The organism is Promicromonospora sp. NPDC057138, assembly GCF_042670845.1.
Lineage (GTDB): Bacteria > Actinomycetota > Actinomycetes > Actinomycetales > Cellulomonadaceae > Promicromonospora.
Map to the genome: position 1 here is coordinate 56,090 of NZ_JBHUUX010000018.1, position 15,546 is coordinate 71,635.

Annotated in this window: 15 protein-coding genes; 1 reads left to right on the top strand and 14 read right to left on the bottom strand. The window is 73.6% G+C overall.

Going from position 1 to position 15,546, the window contains the following annotated elements; genetic code table 11:
* Positions 1-7 precede the first annotated feature (7 nt).
* The 3 genes from ACFT2C_RS12835 to ACFT2C_RS12845 are packed head-to-tail and all read right to left on the bottom strand — an operon-like array spanning position 8 to position 4,180.
* Complete coding sequence (locus ACFT2C_RS12835) at positions 8-1,246, bottom strand: FAD-dependent monooxygenase (protein WP_377207446.1); 1,239 nt, start codon at positions 1,244-1,246, stop codon at positions 8-10.
* A complete protein-coding gene (locus tag ACFT2C_RS12840; RefSeq protein WP_377207447.1) occupies positions 1,227-3,323 on the bottom strand; it encodes an acetate--CoA ligase family protein in 2,097 nt (698 codons plus the stop codon). Before ACFT2C_RS12840 ends, ACFT2C_RS12835 begins: the two co-directional genes overlap by 20 nt.
* The gene (locus ACFT2C_RS12845; protein WP_377207448.1) at positions 3,320-4,180 is read right to left on the bottom strand and encodes a fumarylacetoacetate hydrolase family protein; all 861 of its coding nucleotides are present in this window, start codon (positions 4,178-4,180) and stop codon (positions 3,320-3,322) included. The genes ACFT2C_RS12840 and ACFT2C_RS12845 overlap by 4 nt, the downstream gene beginning before the upstream one ends.
* A gap of 91 nt (positions 4,181-4,271) precedes the next feature.
* Here ACFT2C_RS12845 and ACFT2C_RS12850 point away from each other — a divergent pair, with 91 nt between their 5' ends.
* The gene (locus ACFT2C_RS12850; RefSeq protein ID WP_377207449.1) at positions 4,272-5,222 is read left to right on the top strand and encodes a PaaX family transcriptional regulator C-terminal domain-containing protein; all 951 of its coding nucleotides are present in this window, start codon (positions 4,272-4,274) and stop codon (positions 5,220-5,222) included.
* Positions 5,223-5,250: 28 nt separating this feature from the next.
* Here the strand turns inward: ACFT2C_RS12850 and ACFT2C_RS12855 are convergent, their stop codons facing one another.
* From ACFT2C_RS12855 to ACFT2C_RS12905, 11 genes are all read right to left on the bottom strand, one after another.
* Positions 5,251-5,655: an acyl-CoA thioesterase gene (locus ACFT2C_RS12855; protein WP_377207450.1), complete on the bottom strand. Its 405-nt coding sequence runs from the start codon at positions 5,653-5,655 to the stop codon at positions 5,251-5,253.
* Positions 5,639-6,571, bottom strand: a complete 933-nt coding sequence (locus ACFT2C_RS12860) for an SDR family oxidoreductase (RefSeq protein ID WP_377207476.1) — start codon at positions 6,569-6,571, stop codon at positions 5,639-5,641. The genes ACFT2C_RS12855 and ACFT2C_RS12860 overlap by 17 nt, the downstream gene beginning before the upstream one ends.
* A 20-nt stretch (positions 6,572-6,591) precedes the next feature.
* Positions 6,592-7,098 carry a MaoC family dehydratase gene (locus ACFT2C_RS12865; protein WP_377207451.1) on the bottom strand — a complete coding sequence of 169 codons (507 nt, stop codon included), beginning with the start codon at positions 7,096-7,098 and terminating at the stop codon, positions 6,592-6,594.
* Positions 7,099-7,184: 86 nt separating this feature from the next.
* Positions 7,185-8,378, bottom strand: coding sequence for a thiolase family protein (locus ACFT2C_RS12870; protein ID WP_377207452.1), 1,194 nt, complete (start codon positions 8,376-8,378; stop codon positions 7,185-7,187).
* Positions 8,375-10,057: an AMP-binding protein gene (locus ACFT2C_RS12875; protein WP_377207453.1), complete on the bottom strand. Its 1,683-nt coding sequence runs from the start codon at positions 10,055-10,057 to the stop codon at positions 8,375-8,377. Before ACFT2C_RS12875 ends, ACFT2C_RS12870 begins: the two co-directional genes overlap by 4 nt.
* Positions 10,058-10,238: 181 nt before the next feature.
* Entirely contained in the window at positions 10,239-11,099 is an 861-nt protein-coding gene (locus ACFT2C_RS12880; protein WP_377207454.1) for a PaaX family transcriptional regulator C-terminal domain-containing protein, read from the bottom strand.
* Positions 11,100-11,169: 70 nt separating this feature from the next.
* Complete coding sequence (locus tag ACFT2C_RS12885; RefSeq protein WP_377207455.1) at positions 11,170-11,559, bottom strand: hypothetical protein; 390 nt, start codon at positions 11,557-11,559, stop codon at positions 11,170-11,172.
* A 555-nt stretch (positions 11,560-12,114) separates the two neighbouring features.
* Positions 12,115-12,657, bottom strand: a complete 543-nt coding sequence (locus ACFT2C_RS12890) for a MarR family winged helix-turn-helix transcriptional regulator (RefSeq protein ID WP_377207456.1) — start codon at positions 12,655-12,657, stop codon at positions 12,115-12,117.
* Positions 12,658-12,681: 24 nt separating this feature from the next.
* A complete protein-coding gene (locus tag ACFT2C_RS12895; protein WP_377207457.1) occupies positions 12,682-13,455 on the bottom strand; it encodes a maleylpyruvate isomerase family mycothiol-dependent enzyme in 774 nt (257 codons plus the stop codon).
* 3 nt (positions 13,456-13,458) lie between these two features.
* The gene (locus tag ACFT2C_RS12900; protein ID WP_377207458.1) at positions 13,459-14,310 is read right to left on the bottom strand and encodes a fumarylacetoacetate hydrolase family protein; all 852 of its coding nucleotides are present in this window, start codon (positions 14,308-14,310) and stop codon (positions 13,459-13,461) included.
* On the bottom strand, positions 14,307-15,398 hold the full coding sequence (locus ACFT2C_RS12905; RefSeq protein WP_377207459.1) for a cupin domain-containing protein: 1,092 nt from the start codon (positions 15,396-15,398) through the stop codon (positions 14,307-14,309). The genes ACFT2C_RS12900 and ACFT2C_RS12905 overlap by 4 nt, the downstream gene beginning before the upstream one ends.
* Positions 15,399-15,546: the final 148 nt, after the last annotated feature.

The window sequence follows — 15,546 nt, forward strand, 5'->3', positions numbered from 1 at the left end:
ATCTCTCTCAGTACCGGTAGACGGTCTGCGCCGCGTGCACGCCGCGGGGACCGTAGGGCGCCTTCTCGAGCCAGCTGGACGCGGCCTCGTTCTGCGGGGCGAGCTCGGCGGCGGCCTGGACCTCCTGCGCCTTCTCGGACGAGGGGCGCAGGTGGGCCAGCGCCTCCCCCGCGGCGTCCCGGTTGAACAGCGCGGCGGACCGGCGGGCCAGGGCGAACGACTCGACTGCCGTCCGCGCGGACTCCCGGGTGCCGGCGGCGAGCGCCAGGACGACGGCGGACGCGGCCGCCTCGGCGTCGGGCACGCCCGAGTTGAGGCCCCGCGCGCCGAACGGCGCGAACAGGTGGGCTGCCTCCCCGGCGAGCAGGACGCGGCGGGCGGGGTCGGCGAAGTCGTGCGCGACGAGCTGGAGGAACTGGTACGTCGAGACCCACGAGGTGTGCTCGGCGTACCCGCGCGGGAGCACCGCGTCGAGCCAGGTGTGCACGCAGTCCGGCGAGGCGAACTTGTCCGGGTCGTCGCCGTCGACGAGCTGCAGGTCGACCCGGTAGCCGCCGGCATACGGCACGACCAGGACGTTGCGGCCCTGGACCGCGGGGTGGGCGTAGTGGAAGTGCCGCTCCTGGGGCAGCGCGGGCTGCTCGATCTCGGCGACGTCGACGACGATGTACCAGCCGTCGTCGCGCCCGCCCTCCATGAGGGCGCCGATCTGCTTGCGCACGGCGGAGCGCGAACCGTCCGCGGCGATCACGTACTGCGCCTGCCAGCGGTCGCCGCCAAGGGTCGTGACCTGCACGCCGTCGTCGTCCGCGACGACGCCCGAGACCTCCTGCTCCCAGGCGAACTCGACCCCGGCGGCGACGGCCCGCTCGTAGAGGTACCGCTCGGTCTCGACCTGCGGCAGGCTCGTGAAGTGCGGGTACGTCCCCGGCGCGGGATCGGGGTAGGTCTTGGCGTAGACCTCCCTGCCCTCGTAGAAAGTGCGCTGGGTGTTCCAGTAGACGCCGTGGCCGTACAGCTCGGCGCCGAGCCCGGGGCTGATCCTGTCGAGGATCTGCAGCGTCTGGCTGTGCGTGAAGATCGCGCGGCTGCCCGGCCGCTGCCGCCCGTGCGGCCCGGCCTCCAGGACGGTCACCGGGCGGCCGAAGGATCGCAGCGCCAGGGCCGCGGTCAGGCCGACCGGCCCCGCGCCGACCACGAGGGTCTCGCGCTCGCGGACCCCCTCCTCAGGATTGGTGCTGGCCATGGTCTTCCTTTCCTTCGGTCCTGACGACGACGACGGCGTCCAGGACGACCGGTCCGCGGGCGGTGACCCGTACCGGGTTGAGATCGATCTCGGTGACGTCGTGGTGCTGCGTGAGCACGTCGCTCACGGCGAGCAGGGTGGCGGCGAGCGCCGTGCGGTCCACGGGGGGCGACCCGCGGAAGCCGTCGAGCACCGCCGCGGGCAGGGTGTCGACCATCTCGGCGGCGCGTTCGGGCGACAGCGGGGCGAGGCGCAGGACGGGCTCGGAGCCCGGCCCGCCGGCCAGCTCGACCCCCACGCCGCCGAGGCCGAGCAGCACGACCGGCCCGAAGACCGCGTCGCGGACGCCGCCGACGATGAGCTCGGTGCCGCCGGGCGCCTGCTCCTCGACGAGGTAGCGGCGCCCGGCCGGGCCCGGGTCGATCGCGTCGATCGCGTCGAGGGCCGCGTCCAGCTCCGCGTGGCTGCGGACCCCGACGTGCACGCCCCCGACGTCGGACTTGTGCAGGACCGCCGCGTCGAGGACCTTGACGACCACAGGGCTCTCCGGAGCGCCCAGGGCGTCCAGCGCCTCATGGGCGCCGGCCCGGTCCGCGGCGGCCCGCCGGCGCATGGTGCGCAGGCCGTTGGCCTCGAAGAGCGACTTGGCCTCGTCCTCGTCCAGCACGCGCCCGAGGGTCCGCGTCGCGGCGACGGGCGGCGCGTCAGGCACCGCTCGGGCGGCGGCGTCGCTGACCAGGGCGGCGAGCCCGATCGCGAGGTCGCCCGGGCCGGAGTAGAGCGGGACGCCGATCTGCGCCAGCCGCTCCCGGTGCCGCTCGATCACGTCGGCGGGCCCGCCGGTCGCGTAGAGCACCCGGCCGGCGGCTCCCTCGACGGCGCGCACCGGGTCCAGGACGCCGGGCTCGTCGAGCGCGTACACCCCGACGGCGTCGATCCCGGGCTCGGCGGCGACGAGGCGCAGCACGTCGGGGAACGTGTCCGAGGGCCGGCCGGTGTCCACGGGGTTGCGCTGGTAGGTCAGCGGGGGCAGGAGGTCGCCGAGCCGGTCGAGGGTCGCGGGGGCCAGCTCGGGGACCCGCACGCCGCGGGCGCCGAGCGCGTCGGCGACGACGAGGCCCGGCCCGGCCTGGCCGGTGAGCACGGCGACGCCGGTCGCGGACCGGGGCGCGGCGGGCAGCCGCACGGACCGCAGGGCCGTCAGGGCGGCGACCAGCTCGTCGAGGCTGTCGACGACCACCGCCCCCGCCTGCGCGAGCGCGGCGCGGGTCAGCGCGTAGGAGCCGGTGAGCGCTCCGGTGTGCGACTTGGCGAAGTCGCCGACGTCGGAGCGACCCACCTTGAAGGCGACCACGGGCTTGCGGGCCGTGACGCGGCGCAGGGCCGCGACCAGGGCGGCGCCGTCGGCGACTCCCTCGACGTGCAGGCCGACGGCGGTGGTCGCGTCGTCGTCCGCGTAGAAGTCGAGCATCGACGCGAAGCCGACGTCGACCGCGTTGCCCAGTCCCACGCCGAGGCGCAGGCCGATGCCCGCGCGCTCCAGGAGGAAGGCGATGGCGAGGTTGATGCCGCCCGACTGGGCGACGACCCCGACCGTGCCGGGCTGCAGCGCGGCGGCCGCGGGCATGAAGTTCGCGAACACGCCGTCGACCGGGTTCATGAAGCCGGACGTGTTCGGGCCGAGCAGCCGGACGCCGCCGCGCCGGGCGGCCTCGACGGTCTGCTCCTGCAGCTCGCGGCCGTCCGGGCCGCTCTCGGCGAAGCCGCCCGCGCACACGACCGCGGCGCGCACGCCTGCCGCGGCGGCCTCCTCGATCGCGCGCGGGACGGCGTGCGGCGGGACGACGAGGACGGCGAGGTCCACCGGGCCGGGCAGCTCGCCCAGGCCGGGCAGGGCGGTGCGGCCGAGGATGCTGCCGCCGCGCGGGTTGACCGGGTACAGCTCGCCCGCGAAGCCGTCGAGCGCCTGCATCATCGCGTGCCCGGCCTTGTCGGGGCTGGCCGAGGCGCCGACCACGGCGATGCTGCGCGGTCGCAGCAGGGCGTCCAGCGCCGCGCCGGCGCGGGTCGCCGTCATCGCGCACCCGGCCGGCTGGCGTAGGGGATCGCGCCGTCATCGGTCACGAGGACGTCGAGGCGCCCGAGCCGGTCGATCTCGACCGCGACGCGCTGCCCGGCGGCGATCGGCCCGACGCCCGCGGGGGTGCCCGTCGCGATGACGTCGCCGGGGTACAGGGTCATGACGTGGCTGGTGTACGCGACGAGCTCGGCGACGTCGAAGATCAGCTCCTTGGTCGCCACCCGCTGGCGCAGCTCGCCGCCCACCCAGCAGCGCAGCTCCAGCTCGCGGGGGTCGCCGACCTCGTCGGCGGTGGTGATCCAGGGGCCGAACGGGGTGAACGTGTCGAACGACTTGCGGGTCGAGCGGTCCTCGGTGGACCGCACGGTGATGTCCAGGACCGGCGCGTAGCCCAGCACGTGGTCGAGGGCGTCGGCGGCGTCCACGCGGCTCGCCGTCCGCCCGATGACGACGGCGAGCTCGCCCTCCTGATCGGTCCGCACGTCGGTGTACGGCAGGCGGATCGCTTCGTCGGGGCCGATGACCGAGGAGCTCGCCTTGAGGAACACGCCGTACTCGGCGATGGTCTTCTGCTCGCTCATCTCGGCCTTGTGGTCGAGGTAGTTGACCGGGGCGCCGACGACCTTGCCCGGGCGGGCGATCGGTGCGGCGAGGCGGGCGCCGTCGAGCGGGCGGGTGGGCAGCCCGTCCAGGTCCAGGGCGGCGAGCTCGGCGAGGGTGCCGCCGCGCTCCAGGAACGCGAGCAACGGACCGCCCGCGCCCGCCCCGGCAACTCCCAGGGCATCGGTCAGGTCGACGAGACGGTCCTCCACGACGGCGTGCAGGCGGGCGTCGACGGTGCTGGCTAACCTCATCGTCAGGTGCTCCTTCGGTAACGTGACACAACCATCGGCGGTCGGGGTACGGTATGTCAAGTATCGAGTTTCGACCGTGGGAAGGCGACCTATGACGAACGCGACCAAAGCGGGCACCAGAGCCAGCACCAAGGCAGGAACGGATCACCCCCGCCTGCCGCGCACCCGGCAGGGCTCGCCGCCGAGCCTGCTGCTGACCCTGCTGGGCGACTACTGGTGGGGGCACGACGAGCCGCTGCCGTCGGCCGCCCTCGTCGAGCTGCTCGCCGACTTCGGCGTCAGCGACGTCGCCGCCCGGGCCGCGCTGAGCCGGATGGTCAAGCACGGGCTCCTCGCGACCACCCGCTCCGGGCGGAACACCTTCCACGGCCTGACGCAGCATGCCCAGGACGTGCTGAGCGACGGCGCAGACCGGATCTTCGGCTTCGGCGCCGACGACGGCGAGGACTGGGCCGGCCGCTGGAGCGTCGTCGCGTTCTCCGTGCCCGAGGCCAACCGCGCGGTCCGCGAGGCGTTGCGCACGCGCCTGCGCTGGCTGGGCTTCGCGCCGCTCTACGACGCCCTGTGGGTCTCGCCCCACGAGCACCACGCGGAGGCGCTCGCCGAGCTGGTGGCGCTCGGCGTCACGGCGGCGACGGCGTTCGTCGCGACCGCACCCGACCTGCCCTCGACGGTGCCCCCGCAGAGCGCCTGGGACCTCGACGGCCTGGCCACCATGTACCAGGCGTTCGTCGACGAGTGGGAGCCGACCCACGCCGCGCTCGGCCGGGGGTCGATCGACCCGGTCGACGCGCTCGTGCGGCGCACCGAGCTCATGGACGCCTGGCGCGCGTTCCCCGGCCTCGACCCCGAGCTGCCGACGTCGCTCCTGCCGGCGGGCTGGCCGCGGCCGCGGGCCCGCGAGCTCTTCCTCGACACCTACGACCGGCTCGGCATACCCGCCTCGGCGCGCGTGCGCGAGGTCCTCGCCGGCCACGCGCCGGAGCTCGCCGAACGCGTGGCGCAGCGCTCGACCCCGCCCGTGCTGCCCGGGCCTGGCTGACCCTGCCCGCCCCTGGCCGGCCCGGCGGTCAGGGGACGAGCGCCGCCCGCAGCCCGGCGGGCACGGGGCACGGCAGGCCGGCGTCGTCCACGTGGACACAGGTGGTCGTGCCCTCGACGCAGCTCACGCCGTCCCGCAGCACCCGCCAGCGGTAGGTGACCGACGTCCGGCCGACCGCCGAGGCCGCGATCTCGACCACGACCTCGTCGCCGAACCGGAGGGGACCGAGGAAGTCCACCTCGATCCGGCGGCGCGGGAACCGAGTGAGCTCGGGCCCGGCCAGCTCAGACCCGGACAGCCCGGACCCGCCGAGCGAGCGGAGCAGCTGGTGCTCCGCTCGCTCGGCCCACCGCAGGGCGGCCGTGTGATGGATGCGACCGCCCGCGTCCGTGTCGGCGAACTCGACACGGACCGGCTCAGTGTGCTGAAACACCGGCCGGGGCATCGGCGTCCAGCGGGGGCAGCGTGATGCCGCTCGTCTGCCCGGACGGGGCGAACGTCGACGGCCAGGCCTCGGCGATCGCCTCGGCCGACCAGCCGCCCTCCCGGTAGGTGACGGCGAGCTCCTCGGAGTACGAGTACAGCGAGAGCTTGTCGCCACCGACGCCGATCGACTGCCCGGTGACGCCGGCGCTGGCGTCCGAGGCGAGCCACACGATCAGCGGCGCCACGTCCTCGGGGCCGCCGAGCGCATGCTCCTGGCGGACGACGCGCGGCAGGGCCTCGCCCCGCTCGTACGCCTCGGCGACCTCCTTGTACACGGGGATGGTCGCGGTCATCGCGGTGATCGCGGTGGGGACCACCACGTTCACCGTGACCTGCGCGCGCGCCAGCTCCAGCGACCACGTGCGGGCCATCGCGACGACGCCGGCCTTGGCCGCGGCGTAGCTCGTCTGCCCGAAGTTCCCGTGCTGCCCGGCCGGGGACCCGATCACGACGATCCGGCCGCCCTCGCCCTGCTCCCGCAGGCGGACGGCGGCGGCGCGCACCGTGGTGAACGTGCCCCGCAGGTGCGTGCCGACGACGACGTCGAAGTCGTCGTCCGTCATCTTCCACAGCACCCGGTCGCGGAGCACCCCGGCGTTGGCCACCAGCACGTCGAGCCGCCCGAACTCCTCGACCGCCGTCCGCACGAGCAGGTCGGCGGTGCTGGTGGGGCCCACCGGGGCGACGACGGCGACCGCCGTGCCGCCCGCCTCGGTGATCGCCTGCACCGCGTGCGCGGCGGCGGCGCCGTCGACGTCGTTCACGACGACCTTCGCGCCCGCCGCGGCGAGCGCCTTCGCGTAGGCCAGGCCGAGGCCCTGCCCGCTGCCGGTGACGACGGCGACCTTCCCGGCCAGGTCGATGGGCGCGCTCGTCTGCCCGCTCATCCGAGGAACCTCAGCACCATCATCGCGACGGCGGCGGGCCTGGCCTGGTCCTCCACCTCGAAGACGCTCTCGAAGACCGTCTGGTACCCGCCGGGCACCTCGGTGACCTCGCGCAGCGTGGACTGCACCCGGACCCGCGCGCCGACCCGTACCGGGGCCGGGAAGCGCAGGCGGTCCAGCCCGTAGTTGATGCCGGTCGTCACGCCCGTGACCTCGAGGATCTCGGCCATGAGCGGGACGACGAGGCTCAGCGTCAGGTAGCCGTGCACGATCGTCCCGCCGAAGGGCGACCGCGCGGCGGCCTCGGGGTCGACGTGGATGGGGTTGTGGTCGCCGGTGAGGTCGGCGAAGTCGCCCACCTCCTCCTGGCTGATGGCGCGCCACGACGACGGGCCGAACACGGTCCCGACGTGCTGGGGCAGGTCGGCCAGGGCCACTTTCGTGGGGCCCGTTGCCGTCACCGGCGCTGTCGCCGTCTCGGGCGGTGTGGGTGCTGCGGTCATCGGCTCGCTCGCAATCGAGGTAGTGGGTTCGTGAGAAAGGTCGGGTCAAGAGGGCTGGCCGGGGTGGCTGGGCGGGGAAGTCACAGCTATCCGTCGACCCGGACCACGACGGCCCCGGCGGAGTCTCCGGCCGCGCAGCCCGTGAACAGGCCGGTGCCGCCGCCGCGCGCGTGCAGGGCGTGGATGAGCTCGGTGATCGCCCGGGCGCCGGTCGGTCCCTGCGGGTGGCCGTAGACGAGCGACGACCCGTACGGGTTCATCCGCTCGAGCGGGTAGCCCATCTGGTCGGCGAGCCACAGGTCGTTCACGGCGAACGGGTTGTGCGTGGTGACGACGTCGACGTCGGACATCTCGATCCCCGCGTCCGCGAGCGCCACGCGGGCGGCCGCGACGGGGGCCTTGGGCATGTACGCGGGTTCGGCGCGGCCGAACCCGGTGGCGAGGATCTGCGCGGTGACGCCGTCCTGCCCGATCTCCCGGGCGCGGTCGGCCGTCGCGACGACGACGCCGGCGCAGCCGTCGGCGGGGTGGGTCTGCGCCCCGTAGGTGACCACTCCCCCGGGCTTGACGGGCGACAGCTTGGCGAGGCCCTCGGCGGTGGTCGGGAAGACGCCGTGGTCCTCCTCGACCCAGTCGTCGCCGCCCTTCTTGCGCGGGAGGCGCACCGGCACCATGTACTGCCGCTGGACGGCGCGGTCGTCGGCCAGCGAGCTCACGTACTGCTCGTAGCGCATCAGGGCGACGTCGTCGACCTGCTCGCGCGTGTAGCCGCCGTCGAGGGCGGTGTTCTCCGCGGTGTCGTTCATGCTCTGGCCGGTGGTCGGGTCGAGCTTCATGGGGTCGAGCACCCAGTGCTCGGCGAGCGGGGCGCCGCCGGTGCTGCGCTGGCTGGAGTAGAGCATGAGCGGGCCGTTGCTGGTCCGGTCGGTGATGACGCCGATGGTGGTGGCGTGCGCGCCGAGCTCGACCTGGGTGGCCAGGTGCTCCACGACGACGGCGGAGGTCGCGCAGGCCCGCGAGAGCCACGGCCCGCCGTACTGGCCGGCGCCCAGGCGCCGGGACACGAGGGTCACGCCGTAGAACCCGTACTGCTGGGGCACGGTGCAGCCGAGCGTCCACTCGGTGATCTCCTCGGGCGGCAGCCCGCGGGCCTCAAGCGCCCGGCCGGTGACGTCTACCGCCATGTCGAGGCTGTTCAGCTCCGCCAGGGGGCCCTGCCACTTGGCGAACGGCGAGGTCCAGCTCAGGCCGAAGGGGATGTGTGCGTCGCGAAACCTCATGTGTGCTGACCTGCCTCCAGCTCGGGGACTGCCTCTAGTTCGGGGACTACTTCTAGTTCGGGCACCTGGGCGCGCAGGGCGCGCATGTTGAGCTTTCCGCTCGGGCTGCGGTCCAGGGCGTCGACGAAGAAGACCTTGCGCGGCTTCTTGTAGCCGGCGAGCCGCCGTCCGACCTCCTCCTGGACCCGCTCGGTGGTGAGCGACGCGCCGGGCGCGGCGACGACGTACGCGGTGACGACCTCGCCCCACCGGGGGTCGGGCGAACCGAAGACGACGGCGTCGGTCACGCCGGGGATCTCGACCAGGACCGTCTCGACCTCGCCGGTGAAGACCTTCTCCCCGCCCGTGTTGACCACCGCCGAGCCGCGGCCGAGCAGCTCGACCAGGCCCTCGCCGAGGACGCGGACGTGGTCCCCCGGCATGACGTACCGCACCCCGTCGATGACGGGATACGCCTGCGCGGTCCGATCCGGGTCGCCGTCGTAGCCGAGCGGCATCTGACCGCGGTAGGCCAGCACGCCGGTGGCGCCGGGGACGTCCTGGACCTCGCGCATCTCGGCGTCGAACACGACGGTGCCGGGGGCCAGCCGCGGATGGCACGGGAGGTCCTGCGGCCCGCGGACCACGCCGTAGGCGAACGGGCCGCCCTCGCTGGAGCCGAAGATGTCGATGAGCGTCGCCCGGGGCGCGTGGGCGAGGAGCCGCAGCTTGAGCTCGTCGGACCAGGCCATGCCCGAGCTGAGCACCGTGGTCAGGCTGGACACGTCGAGCCCGGCGCCCTCGGGCGAGTCGAGCACGTCGACGAGCGGGCCGACGACGGCGTTGCCCGCCACGATCAGCCGCGTCACGCGCCGCTCGTGGATGGTCCGGACGGCGGCCGGCGGGCCCTGGTTCGCGGACGGCAGGAAGATCACGCACCCGCCGAGGACCAGCGCGTTCATCACGTTGAACAGCGCGAGGGCGTGCATGAGGGGGGTCAGCGGCAGCGTGACGGTCGGCGGGAGGTCGGTGCGCGCGGCGATGCGCGTGACCTCGTCGAGGTCTTTCGGGACGGCGACGGGCAGCGAGCCGTAGATCGAGAAGAGCTGGCTGTCGAACAGGTTCCCGTGGGTCCAGACGACGGCCTTGGGGGTGCCCGTCGTGCCGCCGGTGAACATGAAGATCTGGTGGTCCGGGGACAGCGGTTGCGGGTCGAGCGGCTCGGCGTCCAGCGCGGTGGCGAACGGCCGGCCGGGCTCGACGGGGCTGTCGTCGTCGGGCACGGCGAGCACGAGGTTCGGCAGCGGGACGTACGCGGCGGCGTCGCGCACGTGCCGCCCGAGGCTCGTCGGGTACACGAGGGCCGCGGCGCGCGAGGCGCGCAGCAGGTCGGCGAGCTCGCGGCCCTGATAACGGAAGTTGATGTTGACCGGTATCGCGCCGATCTTGTACGCGGCGTACACGGTGACCAGGTACTCGACGCGGTTGTACATGAAGATCGCGATGCGGGACCCGGCCCCGAGCCCCTCGGCGCGCAGCGCGCCGGCGACCCGGGCCGCGGCGTCGTCCAGGTCGCGATAGGTCATCGTGCGCCCGTCGGCGACCACGGCGGGCCGGTCGGGGCACGCGCGAGCCACGGACTCCCAGATGGTCGCGTAGTTCGCTCGGCTCAGGTCGTTGTTCGGGGTGGGCTGGTCCACTGCGCACATCCTTGTGGGCGGGCCGCGGCCGGACTCCTGAGTCTCCAGCAGGTCGAGCAGGTCGAGCAGGTCTCAGGCAGCCGATCGTCGGCGAGGCTTCGATCGTGCCTCACCACACCCCGCGACGTCAAGCACTTTCGTGACGCCCGTCATGAATCAGTCGAATGTCAGGCGATCGAGATCAGCTGACGGACGGCGCGTCCGTCCGGCCCAGCAGCGCGCCGAGGTCGGCCCGCGCCGCGCCGACGAACACCTCGCGCAGCCGGCGGAACGTGGCCGCGGAGCGCCCGGACGGCCAGTCGGCCGAGAGGTGCTCGGCGGGCAGCCGGGGGTCGGCGCGCAGCAGCGCGAGCCAGTCGGCGCCCAGGGCCGTCATGTCCCGCAGCGGGTTCGACGAGGCCTCGACGTCGGCCCACGCGTCGAGGAACTGGAGGTGGTGCGCGCGGATCTCGTCCAGCCGCCAGGCCGCGCGGACCGCCCGGGCCGCCGAGAACCCCTCGATCTCGTACGCACGGAAGGCGGACAGCTCGACGTCGGCGAGGTCGCCGTCGAGCGGGCGGAGCGCCGCCGCGACCGAGACCTCGCCCGGGGCGATCCACAGCCCGTCGCGCAGCAGGCCGAAGCCCGCCCAGGTCAGGGCCGCCCGCACCCGGTGGCGCGCGTCCCGCTGGCTCTCCGGCACGGAGAACGTCACGAGGGTCCACCCGGTGCCGACGGGCGCGAACGGCTCGGTGGCGAGCACGCGGTCGCGCGCCTCGCGGAGCACGGCCTCGCCGGCCGGGGCGAGGCCGTACGCCACCTCCCGGCCGGTGCGGACCTTCGCGAGCAGGCCGCGGCGGCTCATCCGGGCGAGCGTGGCGCGGGTCGCGGCGTCGCCGACGCCGAGCTCGGCGAGCAGCCCGATGAGGACCGCCGACGGGACGTGCTCGACGTCGGCGTCGAGCACGAACTCACCGAGGAACGCGAGGAGGAGCTGCTCGGGACGTCGCGACGACGCCCGACCTGCCGCGACGCGTTCCCCGCTGTCCAGAGGTGCTGACATGCCCTGGAGTATTCCAGAACGAGCGCGAACGCCGGGGCCGTGGCTGTCGCAGGCGCCCGGCCGTCCCCGGTCACGACGAGGTGTCACGCAGGCAGGGGAAATCTGCCGCGACAAGCCGTCGGAATTCGTCGGCGGTCATCACTTTGTCGTTGACGAAGAACTCGTCCGGGCCGAGATCGTGGTTCGGGTCGTCTTCGCGAACTTCAGTACCTTCGAATCGATCACCAAAGTCAATCGAAAGCCCGAACCAGTCGAGGCCCTGATACGAGCCCTCGACCTCCTGCCAATGTTCCGAGTCCAGACGAATGATGTCCGACGTGCCGCCGACATAGCCCCTGGCCGTCCAGGACGGCTCCATGTCGTCAGCGTGCGATTCGTATTCCACGATCTCCGCGCCAAGTGGTGCATCGTCCTCGCAGCGTCGGACGATGACCGACAGGACGCCGTCATCCTCCCGCACGCCCGCCGGCGTTGCAGCTGGGTCCGACGGAAGGAAAGGGACGCACCCGCCCAACGCAACAGTCAAGAGCATCATTGAAACGCCGACGCGAGCGACGCCGGGGGCGGCCCTGCATAGCCCCCTTCGTCGAGTCCTGCGCTCATCTCGAACGCGTTGTGACATGGGTCCCACCCCTCGGAGATGTAGGCCGGAATCATGAATAGCCCCAGCATCCTCTTCTGCTCGCCATGCCTCTTGTCATGCGTCAGGAAGTCCTGCGGGCCTCGGTCTTCTCCGAGCGAGGTCTCCGAAGGGGCCCACGGGTTAGCGCCGCGCCGCCAGTTGGCTGGGAGCTAGCGGCGGTGCGTGCCGGGGGTCCACGGTCGGTCGATGGGGCAGTCGGGGGTGGTGACGAACTTCGCGCACGTCCAGAACAGGTCGCACTCGCACGGGCCTGCCGCGGGCGCGTCAAGCGCGGCGACCGGGCGGGGCTGCCCGCCTGAGACCGGTTGACCATGCACCTGCTGCCAGGTTGCTGCCGATCTTGGCAGCGAATGCATGGCCGACCGAAGGAGGTCAGACGTCGTCGCTCGCGTGGTGGCCGTGCACGTCCAGGATCCGGGTCAGGAGCCGCCGCAGGGCCGCCTGCTCCTCTTCGGTGAGGCCGGCGGTGAGCGACGCGTCCACCTGGGCCGCGTGCGGGACGAGGCGACGCAGCTCGGCGCCGCCCGCCTCGGTGAGCCGGACGAGGTTGCGACGTCGGTCCGCGGCGGCCCGCGCCCGCTCGACCAGGCCCCTGGTCTCGAGCCTGGAGACGAGGCCCGCTACGGTCGAGCGGTCGAGGTCGAGCGCGTCGCACAGCTCACGCTGGCTGGCGCCGCCGGTCCGGTGCAGCACATTGAGCACGCCGAACTGGACGTTGCTCAGGCCCTGCCCCGCCTCCTCGGCCCACACGGCCAGGTGCACCTGCTGGGTGCGCCGGATGAGGAAGCCCACGTGCTCGGGCAGGTACAGGGACTGGCGCCCGCCAACGCCGTCGGGCTGGCCGACGCCGTCCGGCTCGCCCGCCGGGCCGGCGGCCAGGCCGTCTCGCTGAGTCGCCCCGATTCGCTGAGTCATGGACTGATCATCACAGGCCGATCATCACAGCCAGCGCGGCGGCGCAGGCACCGCACCGCCGTCCGAGGCGACGACGCCGGCGGCTCCGCGTCCGGTCGCCCACCGCGTCAGGTCCGCGGCGGTCCCGCGCAGCGCCACGGTCTCAGCCGCCGTCCCCACCGTCTCAGTCCGAGGCTCGGCGAGCGGCACCGCGTGCTCACGGTCGACGGGTTCGAGCACCAGGGGCGGCAGCCCGTCCGGCCCTAACCGGCGCCGCCAGGCGCCGACCACGTCGGCGAGCAGCGCGTCGAGCAGCTCGGGCGGGAAGTCGGCGAAGGACCCGCCGTTGTCGAGGTCGACGGCGTGCACCCAGACCTCCCGGGTCCGCATCCAGACGGTCTCGGAGGCGGGCACGACGCGCCCGAGGGCCGTCCGCACCGGGGCGTGCCAGGCCTCCTCGGGCAGGTCCCGCCACTCGACGTCGAGGTGCACAGCGGCATGCGCGCTCAGGTTGCGCAGCGCCCGGGCGGGGAGCGTCGCGGCGAACTCGATCTCCTGGTCGCGCTCGGTGGGCGAGGCGTACATCGGCGTCTCGACGCCGGTCGCCGCCCACTCGGTGAGCCGGGTCAGCGCCCGCGCGTTCAGGCCGACGTGCGCGACGACGTGCCGCCGCGTCCAGCCCTCGACGAGGGAGGGCGCGTCGAGCCGGTCGTTCCGCAGCTCGTTGAGCTTGCGGGAGAAGTACGCCTGCCCGCGGCGGGCGAGCAGCAGGCCGGCGCGGAGCTGCGGGTCGGTGGTCCGGTCGGTGCGGGCGGGCACGGGTCAGCCCTCCTTCACGACGGCGTTGCGCAGCGTGCCGAGCCCGGTGATGGAGGTGACCAGCTCCTGCCCGGGCGCGAGGTAGCGCGGGGGCTTCCGGGCGTGGCCGACGCCGCCGGGCGTCCCGGTGGCGATGACGTCGCCCGGGTGGAGCGTGACGATCTGCGAGATGTACGCCACCAGGGCGGCCGGGCTGAACACCATGTCGTCGATCACCGTGCGCTGCACGGCCTCGCCGTCGACCTCAGTGACCAGCTCCCCGCCCGGGTCGACCGAGTCGAGGGTGGTGAGCCACGGCCCGAACGGCGTCGTCGCCTCGAACGTCTTGCCCTGCAGCCACTGCGGGCTGCGGTACTGGAAGTCGCGCATCGTCACGTCGTTGAGCACGGCGTAGCCGGCGATCGCCTCCTCGGCGTCCGCGACGGTGAGCCGGCGCGCCGTCCGGCCCACGACGACGGCGACCTCGCCCTCCCAGTCGACGGCGTCCCCGGCGTGCGCCGGGAGCACGATGGGGTCGTACGGGCCGATGAGCGCCTCAGGGAACTTGGCGAAGAGCGTGGGGTGCTCGGGCAGCTCCCGGCCCATCTCCCGGATGTGGTTGCGGTAGTTCAGCCCGACGCAGACGATCTTGGCCGGCCGGAGCACCGGCTGCGCCCAGGCCTGCGGATCGAGGCCCGCGAGCTCGTGCTCCGGGCCGGTCGCGTCGCGGGCGATCGAGGCCCATCGTGGGTCCTGGAGCAGGTGGCCGACGTCGGCGTGGCCGGTGATCTCGACCGCCGTCCGCTCGTCGACGCGGACGGCGACGGTGCTCGCGCCGTGCTGGAGAGTGTCGAGACGAAGGGTTGCGAGTCTCATGCGAGGTCCTCGTTCCGCTGGCCGGGGACGTAGGTCCGCGTGAAGTGGAGCCGATCGATGATCGGGCCGTCGTTGAACCGGAACAGGTCGAACTGGGTGTCGGCGTGCAGCGACCACGGCACCCAGCTCGGCACGGCGAACAGGTCGCCGGTGTGCAGCCGGTGCTCGGTCTCGCCGAGCACCACGGTGCCCTCGCCCTCGAACACCTGCCACACCGAGGACCCGACCTCGTGCGTGACCGGCGTGGAGGCGCCGGCGCGCAGCCGGTGGAACTCGCAGCGCAGGGTCGGCATGACGTCGCCGCCGGTGGTCGGGTTCGTGTAGCGGATGGCGGCGTGGCCCTGCCCGACGGTCGCGGGGTGGCCGGCGTCCTCCAGGGCGAGCTGTTCGGTCAGTGCCCGGTCGGTGTGCTCCCAGCGGTAGGCGGCCAGGGGCGAGCTGATGGTGTCCTCGAGCCCGCTGAGCGGGCGCAGGCCGGGGTGGGCCCACAGCCGCTCGGAGCGGGAGACGTCCGGGGACGCCTCGTCGGTGACGCGCTCCGAGCCGAACTCGAAGAAGCCGACGTCGGCGTAGTACGAGAACGGCACGTCGAGGCCGTCGATCCACGCCATCGGCTGGTCGGTGTCGTTGTGGTGCCCGTGGAAGTTCCAGCCGGGCGTGAGCAGCAGGTCGCCGCGGCGCATCGCGACGGGGTCGCCGTTGACGACGGTCCAGACGCCCTCGCCCTCGACGACGAACCGGAAGGCGTTCTGGCTGTGCCGGTGCTCGGGCGCGGTCTCGAACCCGCCGAGGTACTGGATCGCGCACCACAGGGTCGGCGTCGCATAGGCCGTGCCGGGGAGCCCGGGGTTGGCCAGGCCGATCGCCCGCCGCTCCCCTCCACGCCCCACGGGCACGAGCTCGCCCGACCGCTCGGCGAGGCCGAACAGCGTGGACCATTCCCACACGTGCGGCACCGCCTGGGGCGACGGCGTGAACGGCATCAGGCCGTCGCGCTGGGTCCACAGCGGGGACAGGTGGTGCGTGTCGAAGTCGGCGTAGAGCTGTTTGAGCTCCGGGGTGTCCGCCGTGCCGTCCATCTCCTGCATGGTTGCTCCTCCTGGTGGCCTCGTCGCCATTCGTTGGTATGCCAACGATAAGGCCGGACGGCGCCCACGTCCACCGCCGTCGGCCCCTTCCCACGGACCAGGACCCCTGATAACGTTATCCCGCCTCGGACTTTTCACCCTGCACCGG

Excerpts from the sequence above, each read along its gene's own strand:
- ACFT2C_RS12880 (WP_377207454.1), bottom strand. The coding sequence starts at position 11,099 with ATGTCAGCACCTCTGGACAGCGGGGAACGCGTCGCGGCAGGTCGGGCG.
- ACFT2C_RS12870 (WP_377207452.1), bottom strand. The coding sequence starts at position 8,378 with ATGAGGTTTCGCGACGCACACATCCCCTTCGGCCTGAGCTGGACCTCG.
- ACFT2C_RS12835 (WP_377207446.1), bottom strand. The coding sequence starts at position 1,246 with ATGGCCAGCACCAATCCTGAGGAGGGGGTCCGCGAGCGCGAGACCCTC.
- ACFT2C_RS12865 (WP_377207451.1), bottom strand. The coding sequence starts at position 7,098 with ATGACCGCAGCACCCACACCGCCCGAGACGGCGACAGCGCCGGTGACG.
- ACFT2C_RS12900 (WP_377207458.1), bottom strand. The coding sequence starts at position 14,310 with ATGAGACTCGCAACCCTTCGTCTCGACACTCTCCAGCACGGCGCGAGC.
- ACFT2C_RS12905 (WP_377207459.1), bottom strand. The coding sequence starts at position 15,398 with ATGCAGGAGATGGACGGCACGGCGGACACCCCGGAGCTCAAACAGCTC.
- ACFT2C_RS12840 (WP_377207447.1), bottom strand. The coding sequence starts at position 3,323 with ATGACGGCGACCCGCGCCGGCGCGGCGCTGGACGCCCTGCTGCGACCG.
- ACFT2C_RS12890 (WP_377207456.1), bottom strand. The coding sequence starts at position 12,657 with ATGACTCAGCGAATCGGGGCGACTCAGCGAGACGGCCTGGCCGCCGGC.
- ACFT2C_RS12845 (WP_377207448.1), bottom strand. The coding sequence starts at position 4,180 with ATGAGGTTAGCCAGCACCGTCGACGCCCGCCTGCACGCCGTCGTGGAG.
- ACFT2C_RS12850 (WP_377207449.1), top strand. The coding sequence starts at position 4,272 with ATGACGAACGCGACCAAAGCGGGCACCAGAGCCAGCACCAAGGCAGGA.